This window comes from Nonomuraea soli, from assembly GCF_013761175.1.
GTDB lineage: Bacteria > Actinomycetota > Actinomycetes > Streptosporangiales > Streptosporangiaceae > Nonomuraea > Nonomuraea soli.
In genome coordinates, this window is the sequence record NZ_JACDUR010000001.1 from 849,558 (window position 1) to 866,636 (window position 17,079).

Genomic DNA, 17,079 nt, shown 5'->3' on the forward strand with positions numbered 1-17,079 from the left:
ATCACCGGCGGCCCACTGACGCCACGCTCATCGAGGCCGCACCACCCTCTCCAGGGAAGCGCCGCACGACGTCCGCCACCGAACCAGCGCCACGACCGGGGTCCGGGGCCGGCAGGCCCCGGCTGGGGGTCGTGGAGGGCTTGGCCCCCGCTGAGGGAGCCCGAGCTCGGCCCGCGCCGAAGGCGCACGACCGGCGAGGAGCTTGCCGTGACGAGGTCAGTCGGATTCGGTCAGCCCGATGGAGAACGCCGCGTCCAGGTCATGCTTCGAATACGCCCGGAAGGCGATGTGCGTCTCGGTGTGCAGCACCCCGGGCACCTTGTTGATGCGCCCCGGCACGACCTCGGCGATCTGCTCGTAGGCGGGCACGCGGACCATCGCCAGCAGGTCGTACTCGCCCGTGATGGAGTACACCTCGCTGACCCCGCCGATCTCGGCGATCGTCTGGGCGATCTCCGGGATGCGGTCCACCTCGGCGTTGATGTGAACGATTGCCGTGACCATGAGCCACACTGTATCGGCCCCCGGACTCAGCGCGGATACCCGCCTTGGTAGGCCTGGTCGAGCCGGGCCTTCACGCGTGCCGCGCCGTGCACCGGCAGGGCCCAGTCGCCCTCCACCTGGACGAGCCGCACGCCGGGTGACTCCAGCCAGCGCAGGATGGTCTCGCTCTCCTCGGCGGTGGCGGCGTGGACGGGGCCGTGGCCCGGGATGACGGTTTCTGCGCGGGCGATGAGGGAGTCGACGAACGGGGTCGGGTGGGCGCCGCGGGGCATGACGCCGGCGGCGCACAGGCGGCCGTGGCGCACCACGTGGATCTCCCAGCCGCCGTCGAAGGCGGGGGAGGCGGCCACCAGGTGGGGGATGCGGGTGAGGGCGGTCAGGCGTTGCATGCGCGCCGCGGTGCGGACGTAGACGGCGAGCCGGTCGCGGTCGAGGGAGGCCTCTTCGTAGCGTTGCTCGACCGACAGGCGTTCCATGCGGGCGAGCAGCGCGGTGTAGACGGGGGTGATGTCGGTGAGCATGGCGCGGCGGGCCACGTCGGTGTGGACGGAGTAGTCGGCGACCGACTCCCTGCCCTCGCAGGGCGCGCCGCAGCGGCCCATCTCGTAGAGCACGCACGCGCGGCGGCTGCCGGTGAGCGACAGCCGGTCGGAGCACTGGCGCAGCGGCACGGTGTCGTAGAGGGCGGTGCGGGCGTCGTCGGCGGCCCGCTGGTTGGGGAAGGGGCCCAGGTAGGTGGCGGAGTCGCCGCGCAGCTCGCGCACGATCGACAGGCGCGGGAAGGGTTCGTCGGTGAGCTTGAGCCAGACGACCTTGTCGGGAAATTTCGACCGCCGGTTGTAGCGCGGCTTGGCGCCGCCGATCAGCCGCAGCTCGCGCACCTCGGCCTCGAGCGTCGTGGCGCACACCACGTGGCGCACCCGCTCGGCGATGCCGATCATCTCGCGGATGCGGGGGCGGGTCTCGCTGGCGGTGAAGTAGGAGCGCACCCGGTTGCGCAGGTTGGTCGACTTGCCGATGTAGAGCACCTCGCCGCGCTCGTCTTCGAACAGGTAGACGCCGGGCGCGTGGGGGACGTGCTCGGCCAGGTGGCGTTTGCGCTGCTGCTCGGGCGTGGGCGCGCGGACGAACGACTTCAGCTCCTCGAAGGTGTGCACCTGGAAGGAGCCCGAGCGGGCGATGAGGCCGTGGAGCACGTCGACGGTGGCCCGCGCGTCGTGCAGGGCGCGGTGGATCGGCTCGGTGGTGCTGTGGAAGAAGCGGGCGAGCGTGCCGAGCTTGTGGTTGGGGGTCTCGTCGCGCGTCAGCACCCGCCTGGCCAGGTCGACGGTGTCGAGCACGGCGTTCTTCGGCGGCGCGTAGCCGTGTTTCTGGCAGGCGGCCTTGATGAAACCGGTGTCGAATCCGGCGTTGTGGGCCACGAGCACCGTGCCGGAGATGAATTCGAGAAAGGAGGGCAGCACCGCCTCGATGCGCGGCGCGGCGACCACCATGGCGTCGGTGATGCCGGTCAGCACGGAGATGAACGGCGGGATCGGCCCGCCGGGGTCGATCAGGGTCGCGAACTCCCCGAGCACCTCGCCCCCGCGCACCTTGACCGCCCCGATCTCGGTGATGGCGTGCTCGGCGTGGGAACCCCCGGTGGTCTCGAGGTCGAAGACGACGAAGGTCACCTCCTGAAGGGGTGTGCCCAACTCGTCGAGAGTGCCCTGAACCGCGTCCACGACCAAGACCTTAGAAGGGGCCACCGACAGTTCCTTGGCAGGTCCGTTACTCTGCCCTTTATGTCTGGGGGACGACTGGCCGGGCGCTACACCTTCATCCGGCAGCTGGGCGCCGGCGGTATGGGGACCGTCTGGCACGCCCGCGACGAGGTCCTTGACCGTGAGGTGGCGGTCAAGGAGCTCACCCTGCCCGAGGGCATCGACGAGGCGAGCAGGCGCGAGATGCTCACCAGGGCGGTGCGCGAGGCCCAGGTGACCGGCAGCCTGCGCCATCCGGCGATCGTGGCGCTGCACGACGTGGTGGAGGAGTACGGCAGGCCGTGGCTCGTCATGGAGCTGCTGCGGGGCCGCAACCTCGGCGACGCCGTACGCGATCACGGCCCGATGTCCCCCGAGCAGGTCGCCCGCATCGGCGCCGAGGTGCTCGACGCGCTCATGGCCGCCCACGCGCAGGGGCTGCAGCACCGCGACGTCAAGCCGGGCAACATCTTCCTCACCGATACCGGCCGCGTCGTGCTCACCGACTTCGGCATCGCCCGCCAGGAGGGCCAGGCGACGCTCACCCAGGCCGGGATGATGATCGGCTCGCCCGGCTTCATCGCCCCCGAGCGCCTGGAGGGCGAGCTCGGCGGCCCCGGAAGCGACCTGTGGTCGCTCGGCGCCACGCTCTACTCGGCGGTCGAGGGCCGCCCGGCCTACGAGGGCCACGCGGCCGACCGCATCCGCGCCACCCTGAGCGGGCCGCCGCCGCCCTGCCGGGTTCCGCTGTTCAACGCGATGATGGCGCCCCACCCGGCCTCCCGCCCGTCGACGCAGGCGGCGCTGCACGCCCTGCGGCAGCTCGCCGCGGGCCGGCAGGTCGATCTGCCCGAGGCGACCCGGCTGAGCCGCAGGCCCCGCCGTACGAAAGCCGCCGCGATCGTGGCGACGGCCGCGGCCGTGCTGGTGGCCGCGGGCGTGGGCGGCTACCTGTACCTGAACCGCGCGCCGGCCAAGCCCACCGCCTTCACCCTGCCCGTCGACCTGTGCACGCTGCTCACCCCCGAGCAGGTCGGCGCGATGCTTCCGGCCAAGAACCCTCCCAAGGGCGTGTCCGACACCGACGACGAGGGGCCGTCGTGCGGGTGGACGATGGTCAACATGGGCCTGCAGGTGCAGGCGCAGAAGGACTCCGACGCGCCCAGCCCGTGGGCGATGACCCCCGAGCGCGCCCGCTCGCTGATGATCGCCCAGGACCGCAAGTGGAGCGGGTCGAAGGGCACCTGGTCCTGGCCGGAGATCGGTGTCGGCAAGGCGCAGAAGGCGGCCTTCACCAAGTCGCGGTGGCTGCAGGGTGTGGGCGAGGAGGCCTTCGCCATGGAGATGACCGGCCCCGACGGGCGCGTGCACACCGGGCGCGTCTACTACCGGCTGGCCAACCTGGTGGTGCGCGTCGACTACACGACCATCATGAGCAGGCCCACCGACGACGACATCCGGCAGACCGCGCTCAGGGCCGCCAAGGCCACGGAACAGGCACTGAACCGTGCAGGGTGAACTGGCGGGCCGCTACCGGCTGCTCGAACGGCTCGGCGAGGGCGGGGCGGGCACCGTCTGGCGTGCTCACGACGTGATGCTGAACCGGCTCGTGGCCGTCAAGCAGGTCCGCATGCCCGCCGACCCGCGCCAGCGGGCGGAGTTCGCCCAGCGCGCCATCCGCGAGGCGCAGTCCGCCGGGCGGCTGCGCGACCCGGCCATCGTGCTCGTGCACGACGTGGTCGTCGACCACGGCCAGCCGTGGATCGTCATGGACCTGGCCACCGGCCGCTCCCTCGACAAGGTCATCGCCGAGCACGGCCCGCTCCCCGCCGAGCACGTGGCCCGCATCGGGCTCCGGGTGCTGTCGGCCCTGCGGGTCGCGCACACGCACGGCATGCTCCACCAGGACGTCAAGCCCGGCAACATCCTGCTCGACAGCGACGGCACCGCGATGCTGACCGACTTCGGCATCGCCACCCCCATCTACGGCAGCAGCGACGGCTTCAGCAGCGCCGGCTCGCCCGCCTACATGGCGCCGGAGCGGTTCAACCACCAGCCCGCCGGGCCCTCCTCCGACCTGTGGTCGCTCGGCGCGGCCCTCTACGCGGCGGTGGAGGGACGCGGGCCGTTCGAACGGCCGATCCCGGCCGCCGTGGTCGCCGCCGTGATCATGCAGGATCCGCCCTTCCCCAAGCGGGCGGGCAGGGAGCTGGGCTCGCTCATCATGGACCTGCTGGCCAAGGACCCGGCGCGCAGGCCGGGCGCCGACGAGGTCGAGCGGCGGCTGTCGCTCGGGCCGTCGCGGGCGCCGGTCGGCAGGAAGTGGCTCCTGGCGCCCGTCGCGCTGGTGGTGGCGGGCGGGCTGGCCTGGGGCGGCTTCGCCGTACTGAACAGACCGGCCGAGACCGGGAGGTTCGCGACGGCGCCCGACCCGTGCGCGGTGATCACCGCCGACCAGGCGGCGGGCCTGCTCGGCGGCAAGGTCGAGCTGTCGCGCGGACCCGCGGGCGTGTGCGGGTGGAAGAGGTTCGTGCGCAGTACGGCGGAGCGCACGCTGACGCTCAGCCTGCGGCCCCAGCGGCCCTCGGGCAGGTCGAGCGGCCCCGAGGTGGCCAAGCGGGTCTTCGACGGCGAGCGGGTCAACCAGGGCGACGTCGCCGACCTGCAGGGAGTCGGAGAGGCCGCCTACATCCGGCACGACGACCAGACCGGCAGGAACCGGGGGAGAAGCACGGTGCGCTTCCGGCTCAGCAACCTGCTGGTCGAGGTCTCCTTGGACGTACGGCGCGACAGCGGGCTCTCCCCGCAGGACCGCGACATCGCCCAGAAAGCCGCCCAGACCATCGCGAAGGAGCTTTAAGCATCCTGCAAGCGCCATTACTAGCATGTGTGGCCATCTGATGGGCTTACCTCAGGAGTCTCAGTGACCGAACCCCCCACCAACCCCTACCGAATGCCGCAGCAGCCCTACTACCAGCCGCCGACCCAGCCTCCGACCCAGCCGCAGCAGCAGCGGCGGCGCGGCTGGATCCTGCCCGTTGGCGCCGCGGTCGTGGTCGTGCTGGTCGGCGGGGGCGTGGGCGGCTACCTGTGGCTCGAGAACCGCTCCTCCGGCAGCCCGGCGGGCACGCCCGACGTGGTCGACGTCAAGACCTCCCAGGCGCCGGTCGCCGCGTCGGCCGCCGCCCCGCCCGACGTCTGCACCATGCTGCCCAAACAGGAAGTCGAGCGCCTGGTGCCCGACGCCACCGTCCGCGGCGACTCACGCGAGAGCGACTACACGGTCGACTTCGACTGCACCTGGGAGAACCTCAACATCTCCTTCGGCGAATACACGCGCTCGCGCACCATCGAGGTCAAGATCGACCAGCACAAGCCCGACGGCGCCAAGACCGGCCGCGCCATGGCCGAGCAGTCCTACGACTTCGACTACACCTCCGCCCGCTACCGCGAGACCCACAAACCCACGCTGAAGCCGGGCGAGAAGGACTACTCCTCCTCGGTCACCGAGATCCCCGGCGTCGGCGACGGCGCCTACGCGCAGTACACCTGGCGCCGCGACAAGGTCCTCGCCTACGCGTACGGCCAGGCCTTCGGCCGGGTCGGCGACATGACGATCGAGGTCCGCTTCCAGGCCGGCCAGCAGCGCAAGGACGCCCTGGTGCTCACCAACGACACCAAGCAGTCCATCACGGAGGCCAACGCCATCCGCGAGGTCAGCGGCATCATCGGGCACATCGCCAAGGGCCTGGCCGACTGGCAGGCCAAGCACCCCGGCGCGCTCGCCTCACCCAAACCCGCCGCCACCACCTCGCCCAGCGCCCGCCCCACCCCCTCGCAGTCGACGCTCGCCGCCATGCCCCCGCTCTGCCAGGCGGTCTCGGAAGCGGCCACGGCGCTCGTCCCCGAGCCCCTCGTGCGCACCCGCGCCCAGGAGGACGGCAACGACAGGCAGACCGAATGCCGCTGGCTCACCCAGAACGGCCCCGCCTCCGCCGGGATGAAGCGGCTCGCCTCCGTCATGATCACCATCCACGACTTCGCCAACCGCGCCGGCACGGCGGACCCGGTGTCGGCGAAAGGGTTCTACACGAAGAAGTACGGCTCGGCGAAGCTGATGCAGGACTTCATCGGCGACAAGCGCATGACCTGGGGGCCGCTGACCGACCACAAGGGGCTGGGGGAGGCGGCGTTCTCGCAGTACCTGGGGGATCGCAAGAACGAGTTCTTCAACGGCAGCACGAACCTGTTCGTCAGGAAGGGCGCGCTGGTCGTCGAGATCTCGTACGGCGGGGCGGTGCTGCCCGTCGACGCGGCCAACAACAGCCCGAAGGTGAAGATCTTCGAGCCCAAGGAGGCCGACGCGGGGGCGTTGAGCGTCGCCAGGGCGGTGGAGGCCTATTTCAAGGGCGGCGCCACAGGCAGCTGACAGGCAGCTGACGGGGCATGGCCGCGCGCCGTGCCTCACCGTACCACGAACGGCTCCAGCAGCCCCGGCACCGCCTCTCCGGCCAGCTCCAGCCCGTCGTCCTGCCCCACGTCCACCACGTCGTAGTGCCCCGCCCCCGCGGCCGTCGTCGCGCGGACGGTGATCAACCCGAGCCGCCGCTGGAAGTACGACTGCTTGATCTCCCACCCGATGATGCCCTTGCGCTCCAGCGCCACCGTGCGCAGGTTGCTCACCCCCATCCGCGTGACCAGGTGCCGGGGCGCCAGGGCGTTGCCGAGGGCGCGGTAGTCCGCGCGGGCGTGCCACAGCGTGAACGGGACGTAGGCGATCAACGCCGCCCACACCCACGACGGCAGCCACAGCCAGTCGGCGGCGGCGAGCGCGGCCACGACGACGGCGACCTCGACCAGCGACATGCGCACCCGCTTGGCGCGGGCCGCCGGCGGGTGCGGGTGCAGGCGGGGGAGGGGGCCGCCGGTGAGACGGTCCGCGAGCCGTACGGCATCGGCGCGGGGCAGCGGCGGCGTCAGCGCCGAGAGGTCCTCGGCCGTCTCGTTCTCCTCCGCCTTGCGCTTGAGACCCGTGGCCACCACCTTGAGCCGCGCCGCGCCGCCCAGGCGGGCCAGCAGCGGCTCCGACAGCTCCACGCCGCGCAGGCGGCGCTCCTCCATCGTGAGTGAGCGGGTCGTGAGCAGGCCGCGGCTCAGCTTCAGGCGTCCCGGCTCCTGCTCCAGGCGATAGTTGCCCCACTGGACGGCGAACACGACGGCGGCGCCCACGACGCCGAGCAGCACGTTGGCCAGCAGGATCAGGGGGACGCGCAGCCACGGGTCGGCGGTCAGCCAGTTCCAGGCGGCCTCGCGTACGGCGTTGTCCCACAGGTCGACGCCGAGCCAGCCGAGCGGCTTGGAGACGATGCCGACGACCAGGGCGGCGCCGATGAACGACCACACCGTCAGCGGGGCGAACCTGGTCCACGACCAGTCGAAGCTCGACAGCGGGCCCTGCTCGGCGGCCGTCCCCTCGGCGGCCTGGTGCCCGGAGTGGAGGAGCACGCCGCGCAGGTGCTCGGCCTCCGTACGGCTCAGCGGGTCGAGGGTGAGGGTGCTGTCGCCTCCGGCGTTGTGCTCGCCGGTGCCGACCTTGACGACGGACAGGCCCAGCACGCGGCGCACGGGGTCGGCCTTGAGGTCGACGCTGCGCACCCGGTCGCGGGGGATGGAACGGTGCTGGCGTACGGCGATGCCGCTGCGCAGCTCCAGGCGCTCGGCGGTGAGCCGCCAGGTGGTGGTGCGCAGGCGGAGCAGGTCGTAGGTGAGCACGGCGACTATCACCAGGACGAGGGCGGCGGCGCAGGCGGCGACGACCCAGGACATCGGCCAGTGCTGACCGTTGGCGAAGCGCAGGACGGCGAGCGTGACGGGGACGGCGATGGCCAGGGAGAGCACGGAGGAGGCCGCCAGGCTCCTGTTGTCGAGGGTGCGCCAGGCGGGCGCCCCAGGTTCCGGTGCCGTGCCGAGGTGCTCCGGCCGCCTGGTCGGGCCGGTCGGGCCGGTGGTGCCGCTCACGTGGCATCTCCGGGCGTCGCCTGGGTGATCGCGGTGAGCCGCGCCGCGAGGTCGGCGGCGAGGTCGGCGTCCAGCGCCTCGATGGCGATCGCCCCCGACGCCGACGCCGTCGTCACCTTCACGTCGGCCAGCCCGAACACGCGCTGCAACGGCCCGCGCTTGGTGTCGACCGTCTGGATGCGCGACATCGGCGCCACCCGCCAGGTCTGCTCGAACCATCCCTTGCGGGTGTACACGGCCTCCTCCGTCACCTCCCACCGCTGGAAGCGGTAGAGCATCCGCGGCCCCACGAACGACATGACGAAACAGAACACCGCGAGCGCCGCCACGAGCAGCGTCAGCCACCACGGCCGGTCGGTGAAGAACCAGTAGGCGGCGAACGCGACACCCACCACGATCACGGAGAGGATCAGCCGCTCGGTCGTCCACCAGGCCACGGCCCTGGGGTCCACCTGGTTGCGCGGAGGTCGGAGTGTGGTCACCGTCGTTCCTTCTTCTGGACATTGCGAGAACTCTGCGACGCCGCCGCCAGGCAGGTCGCCGTGCCGAGTACGGCGACGGCGATGCCCGCGAACAGCTCGTGCCCGTCGAGGACGGGCAGCAGGTTGATCACGAACCAGCCGCTTTCACTGATGGCGGCGCCGACACCCTGGATCACGGCCAGGACGCCGACGACCTCCAGAAACACCCTCATGCTCCCAGAGTGGCCCATGGGAGGCGCCCGCCACGTCGGACGACAGTCGAACGACCCACCGACTTTGGTAGCTGTCTTCTCGCAGGTCGCAGCGCCTAGGCTCGGATGGTGTGACGGAGTATCGGTGGCTGCTCCCCTCGGTGCTGCTGGGGGACGGGCAGGACGGACGGACGGTCAGGCGCTCGACGCGTGACTGGTTCGTCGACATCGTGATCTTCGCGTTGTGCGCGTTCGGCACGCTGGCGCTGCTCGGCGAGCTCCAGGCGTCGGGCACCCGCGTCTCCGACTTCGAGCAGCTCCTGGCCGCGCTGGCCTGCGTGGCGGTGTGGCTGCGGCGGCGGTGGCCGGTCGGGTTGTGCCTGGTGCTGACGGTGATCACCACCTACTTCATCCTCGCCGGGCCGCCGGCCGCGGTCGCGCTGTTCACGGTGGCCGTGCATCGCGCGTTCAACGTGTCGGGGCCGATCCTGCTGCTCAACCTGCTCACGGTGCTGCCGTCGGCGCAGCTGCGGCCGGATCCGACGCTTCCGTTCTGGGTGAACGTGGGGATCACCGAGGCGGCGCTGCTGGCGATCTTCGCCTGGGGCATGGTGGTCAGGGCCAGGCGGCAGCTGGTGTGGTCGCTGCGGGCGCAGGCCGACAAGGCGGCCGAGGAGGCCAGGCGGCTGGAACGCGAGCGCATCGCCCGCGAGATGCACGACGTGCTGGCCCACCGGATCTCCATCCTGAGCCTGCACGCGGGGGCGCTGGAGTTCCGTCCCGACGCTCCGGCGGAGGAGATCTCCAGGGCGGCGGGGGCGATCAGGGGCAGCGCGCACCAGGCGTTGCAGGATCTGCGCGAGGTCATCGGGGTGCTGCGCGCCGGTGACGCCGAGGAGCCGACGCCCGAGCGTCCCCAGCCCACGCTGGACGACCTGCCAGGGCTGGTCGCCGAGTGCCGTCAGGCGGGGATGCGGGTGGAGCTGGAGGTCGAGGCGGGAGAGGTGCCCGAGCGGGTGGGACGCGACGCCTACCGGATCGTGCAGGAGGCCCTGACCAACGCGCGCAAGCACGCTCCCGAGGTGCCGGTGTCGATCAGCGTGGGCGGGGTGGCGGGTCAGGGGCTCGGCATCCGGGTGCGCAACCGCCTCCCGGCCAGGGCAGGGCGGGGGATGGGCATCCCGGGCTCGGGGTCGGGGCTGATCGGGCTCACGGAGCGGGCCTCGCTTCTGGGGGGACGGCTCAGCTACGGGCCGACGCCGGGAGGCGAGTTCGAGGTCGAGGCCTGGCTGCCGTGGAAGACGTGAGCGGGCGATGAGAAGCGGGGAGGTGGGTGTGACATGGTGGACGGCATGATCCGTGTGGCCATTGTCGACGACGACGCCCTGGTGCGGGCCGGTCTGTCGATGATCCTCGGCGGCGCCGCCGACGTCGAGGTCGTGGGGGAGGCCGCCGACGGCGCCGAGGTGCCCCGGCTGGTGGCCCTGCACAAGCCCGACGTGGTGCTGATGGACATCCGCATGCCCGAGGTCGACGGCCTGACCGCCACCGAGGCCCTCAGGGCGGCCCCGGCGCCTCCCGAGGTGGTGGTGCTGACCACCTTCCACGCCGACGCCCAGGTCCTGCGGGCCCTGCGCGCGGGGGCGGCCGGCTTCCTGCTGAAGGACATCCCGCCGGGAGAGCTGGTGGAGGCCATCCGCAGGGTCTCGCGCGGCGAGCCGATCCTGTCCCCGGCCGTGACGCGCCAGCTCATCACGCACGTCGCCGACGGCAACGACGACCGCCGCACCCGGGCGCGCACCCTGCTCGGCAAGCTCAGCGACAGGGAGCGCGAGGTGGCGATGGCGGTCGGCCAGGGCAGGTCGAACGCCGAGATCGGCGCGGAGCTGTACATGAGCGTCGCCACGGTCAAGGCGCACGTCTCGCGCGTCCTGACCAAGCTCGACCTGAACAACCGGGTGCAGATCGCCCTGCTGGTCTACGACGCCGCGTAGACCCGGACTCAGTCGCCGAGCATCTGTTCTATCGCCGCCCGGTGCATCACCAGGTCGTCGGGATCGTCCGGCATCTCCTGCTCCCCGAAGTGGATCCGCCGATGCCACACCCTGGCCATGATGATCCCGTGCCGGAGCGCCGCGTACATCTCGTAGAACTCCATGTCCCGCGGCTCATGACCGGAAATGTCGTGGTAGGTGCCGCAGACGTCGTCCCGCCGCATGAAGTCCGGTAACCCGGGCAGCTCGAACACCTCGGCGACGTCCTGGAAGAACCGGTGCAGGAAGATCATCCACCCCAGGTCGACCTCCCGTGGCGCGTGCGCCGCCATCTCCCAGTCGAGCACCGCCACCGGCGAGAAGTCGCGGTACATCACGTTCCCGATCCGCGCGTCGCCCCAGTTCAGCACGTCGGGCCCGGGCGAGGCCGGCCAGTGCTCCTCCAGCCACCCGAACGCCCGCTCCAGCACCGGGATCCGCATCGCCGCGTGCGCCCACTCGTAGTAGGCCCGCGAGGCGTCGACGTGGGCGCGCAGCCCGGAGACCGGGAACAGTCCCGGCGGCACCTCGGCCTCGTGCAGCCGCGCCAGCAGCCCGACCGTGCGGTCCTGCAGGGCGCGGCGCTGCTGCGGCGCCGCCTCCAGGAGCCAGCCCTCGAAGGTGTACGGCATGACGTCCGGCGGCACCATGCCCTCCTCCCGCTCCATCACCAGGAACGGCGCCCCGAGGAAGCCGGGATCCGGCTCGTACCACAGGGCCCTGGGCGCGGCGACCAGCTCTCCGGCCAGGCGCATCACCTCGAACTGCGTGCCCAGGTCGTAACTGGGGAACACGGGGACGGCCTCCGCGGCGGGGGCGAGGCGGGCGACGCAGCGCTGTGCCGTACCGATGGTGAAGAAGAGCGTCTCGCTGGACATGCCGTTCGCCTCCGGCCGCTCCAGCTCGGAGACGGTCGCGGGTGCGCCCAGGCGGCCGCCGAGCCAGGCGGTCAGGCGGGCGCGCAGGTCGTCGAGATCCCTGGTGGAGGTGCGCAGCTGCTCCGGCATGGCACAGTCGTACACGCCAACCAAGCGCTTGTCTAGGTTCACCACTTGTTCGGCAGCCGTACCCTTGTGACAGAAAGACAACGTGATGGAGGCACCGGGATGAGCTCAGCCGGAGAGGGCCTGTCTCGTCCGCTTCCTGAGCAAGTTCGGCTCAACGTGGTGGATCTGGCGGCTCAGGTGCTCGGGTCGATGCCCGCTGCGCTCGTTCCGCCGCCCCTGCGCAACATCGCGAAGTTCGACCCTCGCAAGCGCGCCAAGCTGGGCAGCGCCCCCATCGCCGCGCAGCTCGAGAACGACAAGGAGTTCCGCGAGGCGGTCGCGGAAGCGGTCGAGAAGGGCTGGCCCGAGCTGGCCGCCAGCCTCGCCGAGGGCACCGTCCCGCCCGCCGCCGACCCGGTCGTGGTCGCCGCCGCCGCCTACCTCATGCGCCCGCCCGGCTGGCCCGACATGGTCGAGGCCGCCCGCGCCGACCTGGAGCAGGTGGCCGCCGCGGCCGAGGGCAACGCGCAGGAGCAGACGGTCACACGCCTGCGCGAGCAGCTCGCGGCGCAGAAGAGCTCCTCCAAGGAGGAGATCGAGCGGGTGCGCGAGCAGCTCAAGGCCGCCCGTGCCGAGAACGCCGACCTGCGGCGCAAGCTCCACGACGCTCGCGAGCGCGCCAAGGCGGCCGACCACCGGGCCACCGAGCTCGACCACGAGGCGCACGCCGCCCTGGAGTCGAAGGCCGCCGCCTCCGGCGCGCTGGAGGCGGAGCTGCGCCGTCTCAAGGAGCGACTGGCCGACGTCGAGAGGCAGCTGGAGGCCTCGCGCCGGGCCGCGCGCGAGGGCCGCAGCATCGAGGACGCCCGCATCCGCGTGCTGCTCGACGCGCTGCAGGACGCCTCGGCGGGCCTGCGCAGGGAGCTGGCGCTGCCCACGACCATCCACCGGCCCGCCGACTCGGTGGTCGGCGCGAGCGCCGAGGGCAGTGGCGTGCGCGTGCCGGCGCGCGCCCTGGCCGACGACGACCCGCAACTGCTCGACCAGATCCTCGCCCTGCCCCAGGTGCACCTCATCATCGACGGCTACAACGTCACCAAGACCGGCTACGGCACCCTCACCCTGGCCGACCAGCGTGCCCGGCTGATGACGGCGCTGGCCGGCCTGGTCGCGCAGACCCGCATCGAGGTCACCGTGGTCTTCGACGGCGCCGAGCTCAACTCGCACGTCGCGGTCAACGCGCCGCGCGGTGTCCGGGTGATCTTCAGCCCGCACGGCCAGATCGCCGACGACATGATCCGCCAGCTGGTGCGGGCCGAACCGGCCGGCAGGGCCGTAGCCGTGGTCTCCTCCGACCGCGAGGTGGCCGATTCGGTGCGGAAAATGTCTGCCAGACCCGTTTCGTCTGCGTTGCTGCTGCGCAGGCTCGGACGGGCTTAGGTTACAAATCGGGCGAAGGTGGGTTTTCCCATCCGCCACTTCTGTACTATTTCGCCCCAGGCGTGATCACTGGGAGGCGAAGCTGTGAGGTTGGGCCGGGTGCCGCTGGCCGCCGCGATGGCGGCGGGGGTGTTGCTGATGCATCCCGGTGGGGCCATGGCCGATCCCAGACCCACGATCAAACAGGCCAAGGCCCGCCTGGAGAAGCTGAACGACAAGGCCGACAAGGTCGTGGACCGCTACAACAAGGCCGCGGAGGAGTACCGCGCGGCCCGCGGCCGCTACACCAAGCTCAACGGCACCTACAAGGAGAAGCTGGCCACCGTCGCCGGGCTGCGCGGCCAGGTCACCCAGATGGCCGCCGACACCTACCGGATGGGCACCACGGTCGTCTCCTGGCCCGCCATGATGGGCGGCGACGACCCCACACTCCTGCTCAACGGCATGGCCCTGTCCAGCCAGATCACCGGCGAGCGCGCCCAGCGCCTGCAGCAGTTCGACGCGGAGAACCGCGGGCTCAAGGCCAGACGCGACGCGGCCCAGGCCGCCCTCGCCGAGGCCGACAAGCACCGCGACGGCGCCGCCGCCGAGCGCGCCGAGGTGCTCAAGCTCATCAAGCAGCAGAAGGCCCTGCTCGTACGGCTCGGCGCCTACCGGGTCGGCAACCCCAACAGCACCGGCATCAAGTACTCCGGTCCCGCCACCGGCAACGCCGCCGCGGCCCTGTCGTTCGCCTACGCCCAGGTCGGCAAGCCCTACCAGTTCGGCGGCACCGGCCCCGGCGGCTACGACTGCTCGGGGCTCACCCAGGCCTCCTGGCGCCAGGGCGGCGTCGACCTGCCCCGCACCACCTGGGACCAGTGGAACTGGGGCAAGACCAACAACCGCATGGTCGACCTGAACTCCCTGCAGGCCGGCGACCTCATCTTCAGCGAGGGGCTCGGCCACGTCAGCCTCTACGCGGGCGACGGGAAGATCGTCCACGCGCCGCAGACCGGTGACGTGGTCAAGGTCGTGTCCCTGTCCGACTACGGCAGGCCGCTCGTCGGAGCCGTACGGCCGTAAGGCGTGTCGCTCCCTCCTGGCCGCTCGCCGGTCGCCCACCACGGCCCCAGCCGCGGCTGACCGGTTACAGGGGGCTTCGTCGGGGGATGCTGGCGGGATATATCCCCCTTTGATCGCGAGGCCCTCGATGACCGACTGGCTGCGTGACGCAGTGCTGTACCAGATCTACCCCCAGAGCTTCGCCGACGGCAACGGCGACGGCATCGGCGACCTGGCCGGCCTGGAATCCCGCCTGGAGTACCTCGCCTGGCTCGGCGTCGACGCCGTCTGGCTCAACCCCTGCTTCGACTCCCCGATGGGCGACGCCGGCTACGACGTGCGCGACTACCGCACCGTCGACCGCAGGTACGGCACGCAGGACGACATGGTCAGGCTCGTCGAGTCCGCCAGGAGCAAGGGCATCCGCGTCCTGCTCGACCTCGTCGCCGGGCACACCTCCGACCAGCACGCGTGGTTCCGCGCCGCCGCCGACGACCCGTCCGACGACCGTTACATCTGGTCGGACGGCCAGGTCACCGGCTTCGTGCCCTCGCCCGGCAGCCGTCCCGGCTCCTACCTGCCCAACTTCTTCTCCTTCCAGCCCGCGCTGAACTTCGGCTACGCCCGCACCGACCCCGCCGAGCCCTGGCGGCAGCCGGTCGACGCCGAGGGTCCCAGGCGCAACCGGCAGGAACTGCGCGACATCATGACCCACTGGATCGATCTGGGAGTGTCGGGCTTCCGGGTCGACATGGCCGCCTCGCTGGTCAAGGACGACCCCGACCGCGCCGAGACCGCCAAGCTCTGGCGCGAGCTGCGGGGCTGGATCGACCACAGGCACCCGCAGGCGGTCCTGCTGAGCGAGTGGAGCGACCCCAAGGTCGCGGTGCCGGGCGGCTTCCACGCCGACTTCTTCCTGCACTTCTCCGGCATGGCCTTCCGCTCGCTCTGGGACAACGGCGCCGTCAAGACCCGCTGGGCGAAGGTCGAGTCGTGCTTCTTCGACGCGGCCGGCCTCGGCTCGCCCGAGGACTTCCTGGCGGAGTGGCGCGAGGCCGTCGAGGCCATCGACGGCAGCGGCCACATCTCCCTGCCGACCTCCAACCACGACTGGCCGCGCCTGGCCAGCGGCGCCCGTACGGCGGAGCAGCTGCGCGCCGCCTACACCTTCCTGCTGACCTGGCCGACGCTGCCGGCGATCTACTACGGCGACGAGATCGGCATGCGCTACGTCCCCGGCCTGCCGGACGTCGAGGGCAGCCAGATCACCCCCGACTACAACCGGGCGGGCTCGCGCACCCCGATGCAGTGGGACAAGGCGGACCCGGCGGTCACCTACCTGCCCGCCGACCCCTCGCCCGACCGGCCGAACGTGGCCGACCAGCGTGCCGACCCCGGCTCGCTGCTGCACACCGTGCGCGACCTGATCGCGCTGCGGCGCGCGAACCCGGAGCTCGGCACCTCGGGGGAGGTCGAGGTGCTGCACGCCGGATACCCGCTCGTCTACCGCCGCGGGCGGTTCCTGGTCGCGGTCAATCCCGGGGCCGCGCCCGCCGCCGCGCCGATCGATCCGCCCCGGGGGCGGCTGATCTTCGGAGCGGGCGCCGAGGGCGCGCGGCTCGACGGCTTCGGCTACGCGATCTACGAACTGGTGTGACATATGTGACAGGAGTGACTTGACCGTCGCTGTGAGGAGGCGAGTGTGACGAGCATCACATCCTGGTAACGTTCCACGGATTTATCAGGAGCTGACGCCCTGACTGTTAGGCGTCGAAATTCTGACTCTTTACGTTCGCTTTGCCCTGCCCTCATGAGCCGAGTACCTTCTGGCCTCGCGGCGCTCAAGCCATGTCGCCGCATTTCACGCATCGGCCGCCCCAATGCCGCCGATCTGGACAGATAGAGATCCGCTTGCCGAATCCGCGCAGCCAGGAGGCGCGGAACCGGGGACCCAAGGTACTGGGGTGAGTCGGCGCGACATCGTGCCGTAGGGCGACTTCCACGCCCGAATCCGTCAGCTAACCCGGTAGGCGTTCGTGGAAGTCCCAAGGAGACACACTGTCTACCCGTCGAATCCCCCGTCTGTCGTGCCTTGCCATGGGTGGAGTCGTCCTGACCACAGGACTGGCCGTCACCCACACCGCTCCCGCCTCCGCCTCCACGCGGCCGGTTCAGGTGCAGGCAGCGCCGACAGGCACCCAGGCCGTCACCGGCGTCAGGACCGCCAAGGTCACCCTGAGCGCTCGTGCGGCCAGGGCCGCCAGGCAGAAGGCGAGGGCCTCCAAGGCCGTCGCCACCGCCAAGGCCCAGCTGGGTGACCCGTACCGCTACGGCGGCACCGGTCCCGGCTCGTTCGATTGCTCCGGCCTCGTCCAGTTCTCCTGGAGGAAGGCCGGGGTGAAGATCCCCCGCGTGACGCACAGCCAGTACGCGCGCATCCGCACGAAGGTCTCGTGGCGCAACCTGCGCCCCGGCGACCTGATGTTCTTCAGCGGTCGCGGGCACGTGGGCATGTATGTCGGCAACGGCAGGATGATCCACTCGCCCAGCACGGGCAAGACCGTGCGCATCGAGAAGCTGGACGGCTGGCGCAAGCGGTCGTTCGCCGGCGCGGTGCGTCCGGGAGGCTGACCCGCGCA

Annotated in this window: 15 protein-coding genes and 1 riboswitch; of the genes, 9 read left to right on the forward strand and 6 right to left on the reverse strand. The window is 71.5% G+C overall.

What is annotated here, in order from left to right; genetic code table 11:
* Window positions 1-216: 216 nt before the first annotated feature.
* Window positions 217-504 carry an Lrp/AsnC family transcriptional regulator gene (locus HNR30_RS04080; protein ID WP_181608273.1) on the reverse strand — a complete coding sequence of 96 codons (288 nt, stop codon included), beginning with the start codon at window positions 502-504 and terminating at the stop codon, window positions 217-219.
* A gap of 26 nt (window positions 505-530) precedes the next feature.
* Window positions 531-2,228 (reverse strand): DEDD exonuclease domain-containing protein, encoded by a 1,698-nt coding sequence (locus HNR30_RS04085; RefSeq protein WP_181608274.1) that lies wholly within the window; start codon window positions 2,226-2,228, stop codon window positions 531-533.
* Between the two features lie 60 nt (window positions 2,229-2,288).
* Between HNR30_RS04085 and HNR30_RS04090 the strand changes: the two genes are divergently transcribed.
* The 3 genes from HNR30_RS04090 to HNR30_RS04100 all read left to right on the forward strand — a co-directional run bounded on the left by HNR30_RS04090 (window position 2,289) and on the right by HNR30_RS04100 (window position 6,675).
* Window positions 2,289-3,764 (forward strand): serine/threonine-protein kinase, encoded by a 1,476-nt coding sequence (locus HNR30_RS04090; protein ID WP_181608275.1) that lies wholly within the window; start codon window positions 2,289-2,291, stop codon window positions 3,762-3,764.
* Window positions 3,754-5,106, forward strand: a complete 1,353-nt coding sequence (locus HNR30_RS04095) for a serine/threonine-protein kinase (RefSeq protein WP_181608276.1) — start codon at window positions 3,754-3,756, stop codon at window positions 5,104-5,106. The genes HNR30_RS04090 and HNR30_RS04095 overlap by 11 nt, the downstream gene beginning before the upstream one ends.
* A 63-nt stretch (window positions 5,107-5,169) precedes the next feature.
* Window positions 5,170-6,675 carry a hypothetical protein gene (locus HNR30_RS04100; RefSeq protein ID WP_181608277.1) on the forward strand — a complete coding sequence of 502 codons (1,506 nt, stop codon included), beginning with the start codon at window positions 5,170-5,172 and terminating at the stop codon, window positions 6,673-6,675.
* 35 nt (window positions 6,676-6,710) lie between these two features.
* On the opposite strand, the gene HNR30_RS04105 is transcribed toward HNR30_RS04100, so the two are convergent.
* The 3 genes from HNR30_RS04105 to HNR30_RS04115 are packed head-to-tail and all read right to left on the reverse strand — an operon-like array spanning window position 6,711 to window position 8,958.
* On the reverse strand, window positions 6,711-8,264 hold the full coding sequence (locus HNR30_RS04105) for a PH domain-containing protein (RefSeq protein ID WP_181608278.1): 1,554 nt from the start codon (window positions 8,262-8,264) through the stop codon (window positions 6,711-6,713).
* Window positions 8,261-8,746 (reverse strand): PH domain-containing protein, encoded by a 486-nt coding sequence (locus HNR30_RS04110; protein WP_181608279.1) that lies wholly within the window; start codon window positions 8,744-8,746, stop codon window positions 8,261-8,263. The genes HNR30_RS04105 and HNR30_RS04110 overlap by 4 nt, the downstream gene beginning before the upstream one ends.
* Window positions 8,743-8,958, reverse strand: a complete 216-nt coding sequence (locus HNR30_RS04115; protein ID WP_181608280.1) for a hypothetical protein — start codon at window positions 8,956-8,958, stop codon at window positions 8,743-8,745. The genes HNR30_RS04110 and HNR30_RS04115 overlap by 4 nt, the downstream gene beginning before the upstream one ends.
* A 110-nt stretch (window positions 8,959-9,068) precedes the next feature.
* Between HNR30_RS04115 and HNR30_RS04120 the strand changes: the two genes are divergently transcribed.
* Window positions 9,069-10,244 (forward strand): sensor histidine kinase, encoded by a 1,176-nt coding sequence (locus tag HNR30_RS04120; RefSeq protein ID WP_312894216.1) that lies wholly within the window; start codon window positions 9,069-9,071, stop codon window positions 10,242-10,244.
* A 45-nt stretch (window positions 10,245-10,289) separates the two neighbouring features.
* On the forward strand, window positions 10,290-10,931 hold the full coding sequence (locus HNR30_RS04125) for a response regulator transcription factor (protein WP_181608281.1): 642 nt from the start codon (window positions 10,290-10,292) through the stop codon (window positions 10,929-10,931).
* Between the two features lie 8 nt (window positions 10,932-10,939).
* On the opposite strand, the gene HNR30_RS04130 is transcribed toward HNR30_RS04125, so the two are convergent.
* Window positions 10,940-11,977 (reverse strand): phosphotransferase family protein, encoded by a 1,038-nt coding sequence (locus HNR30_RS04130; protein WP_181608282.1) that lies wholly within the window; start codon window positions 11,975-11,977, stop codon window positions 10,940-10,942.
* Between the two features lie 99 nt (window positions 11,978-12,076).
* Here HNR30_RS04130 and HNR30_RS04135 point away from each other — a divergent pair, with 99 nt between their 5' ends.
* From HNR30_RS04135 to HNR30_RS04150, 4 genes are all read left to right on the forward strand, one after another.
* The gene (locus HNR30_RS04135; protein WP_181608283.1) at window positions 12,077-13,396 is read left to right on the forward strand and encodes an NYN domain-containing protein; all 1,320 of its coding nucleotides are present in this window, start codon (window positions 12,077-12,079) and stop codon (window positions 13,394-13,396) included.
* An 84-nt stretch (window positions 13,397-13,480) separates the two neighbouring features.
* Complete coding sequence (locus tag HNR30_RS04140; RefSeq protein ID WP_312894217.1) at window positions 13,481-14,461, forward strand: C40 family peptidase; 981 nt, start codon at window positions 13,481-13,483, stop codon at window positions 14,459-14,461.
* A 127-nt stretch (window positions 14,462-14,588) separates the two neighbouring features.
* Window positions 14,589-16,097, forward strand: a complete 1,509-nt coding sequence (locus HNR30_RS04145; RefSeq protein ID WP_181608284.1) for an alpha-amylase family glycosyl hydrolase — start codon at window positions 14,589-14,591, stop codon at window positions 16,095-16,097.
* A 245-nt stretch (window positions 16,098-16,342) separates the two neighbouring features.
* Window positions 16,343-16,488, forward strand: a riboswitch (cyclic di-AMP (ydaO/yuaA leader).
* 49 nt (window positions 16,489-16,537) lie between these two features.
* Window positions 16,538-17,071, forward strand: a complete 534-nt coding sequence (locus HNR30_RS04150) for a C40 family peptidase (RefSeq protein WP_181608285.1) — start codon at window positions 16,538-16,540, stop codon at window positions 17,069-17,071.
* Window positions 17,072-17,079 lie beyond the last annotated feature (8 nt).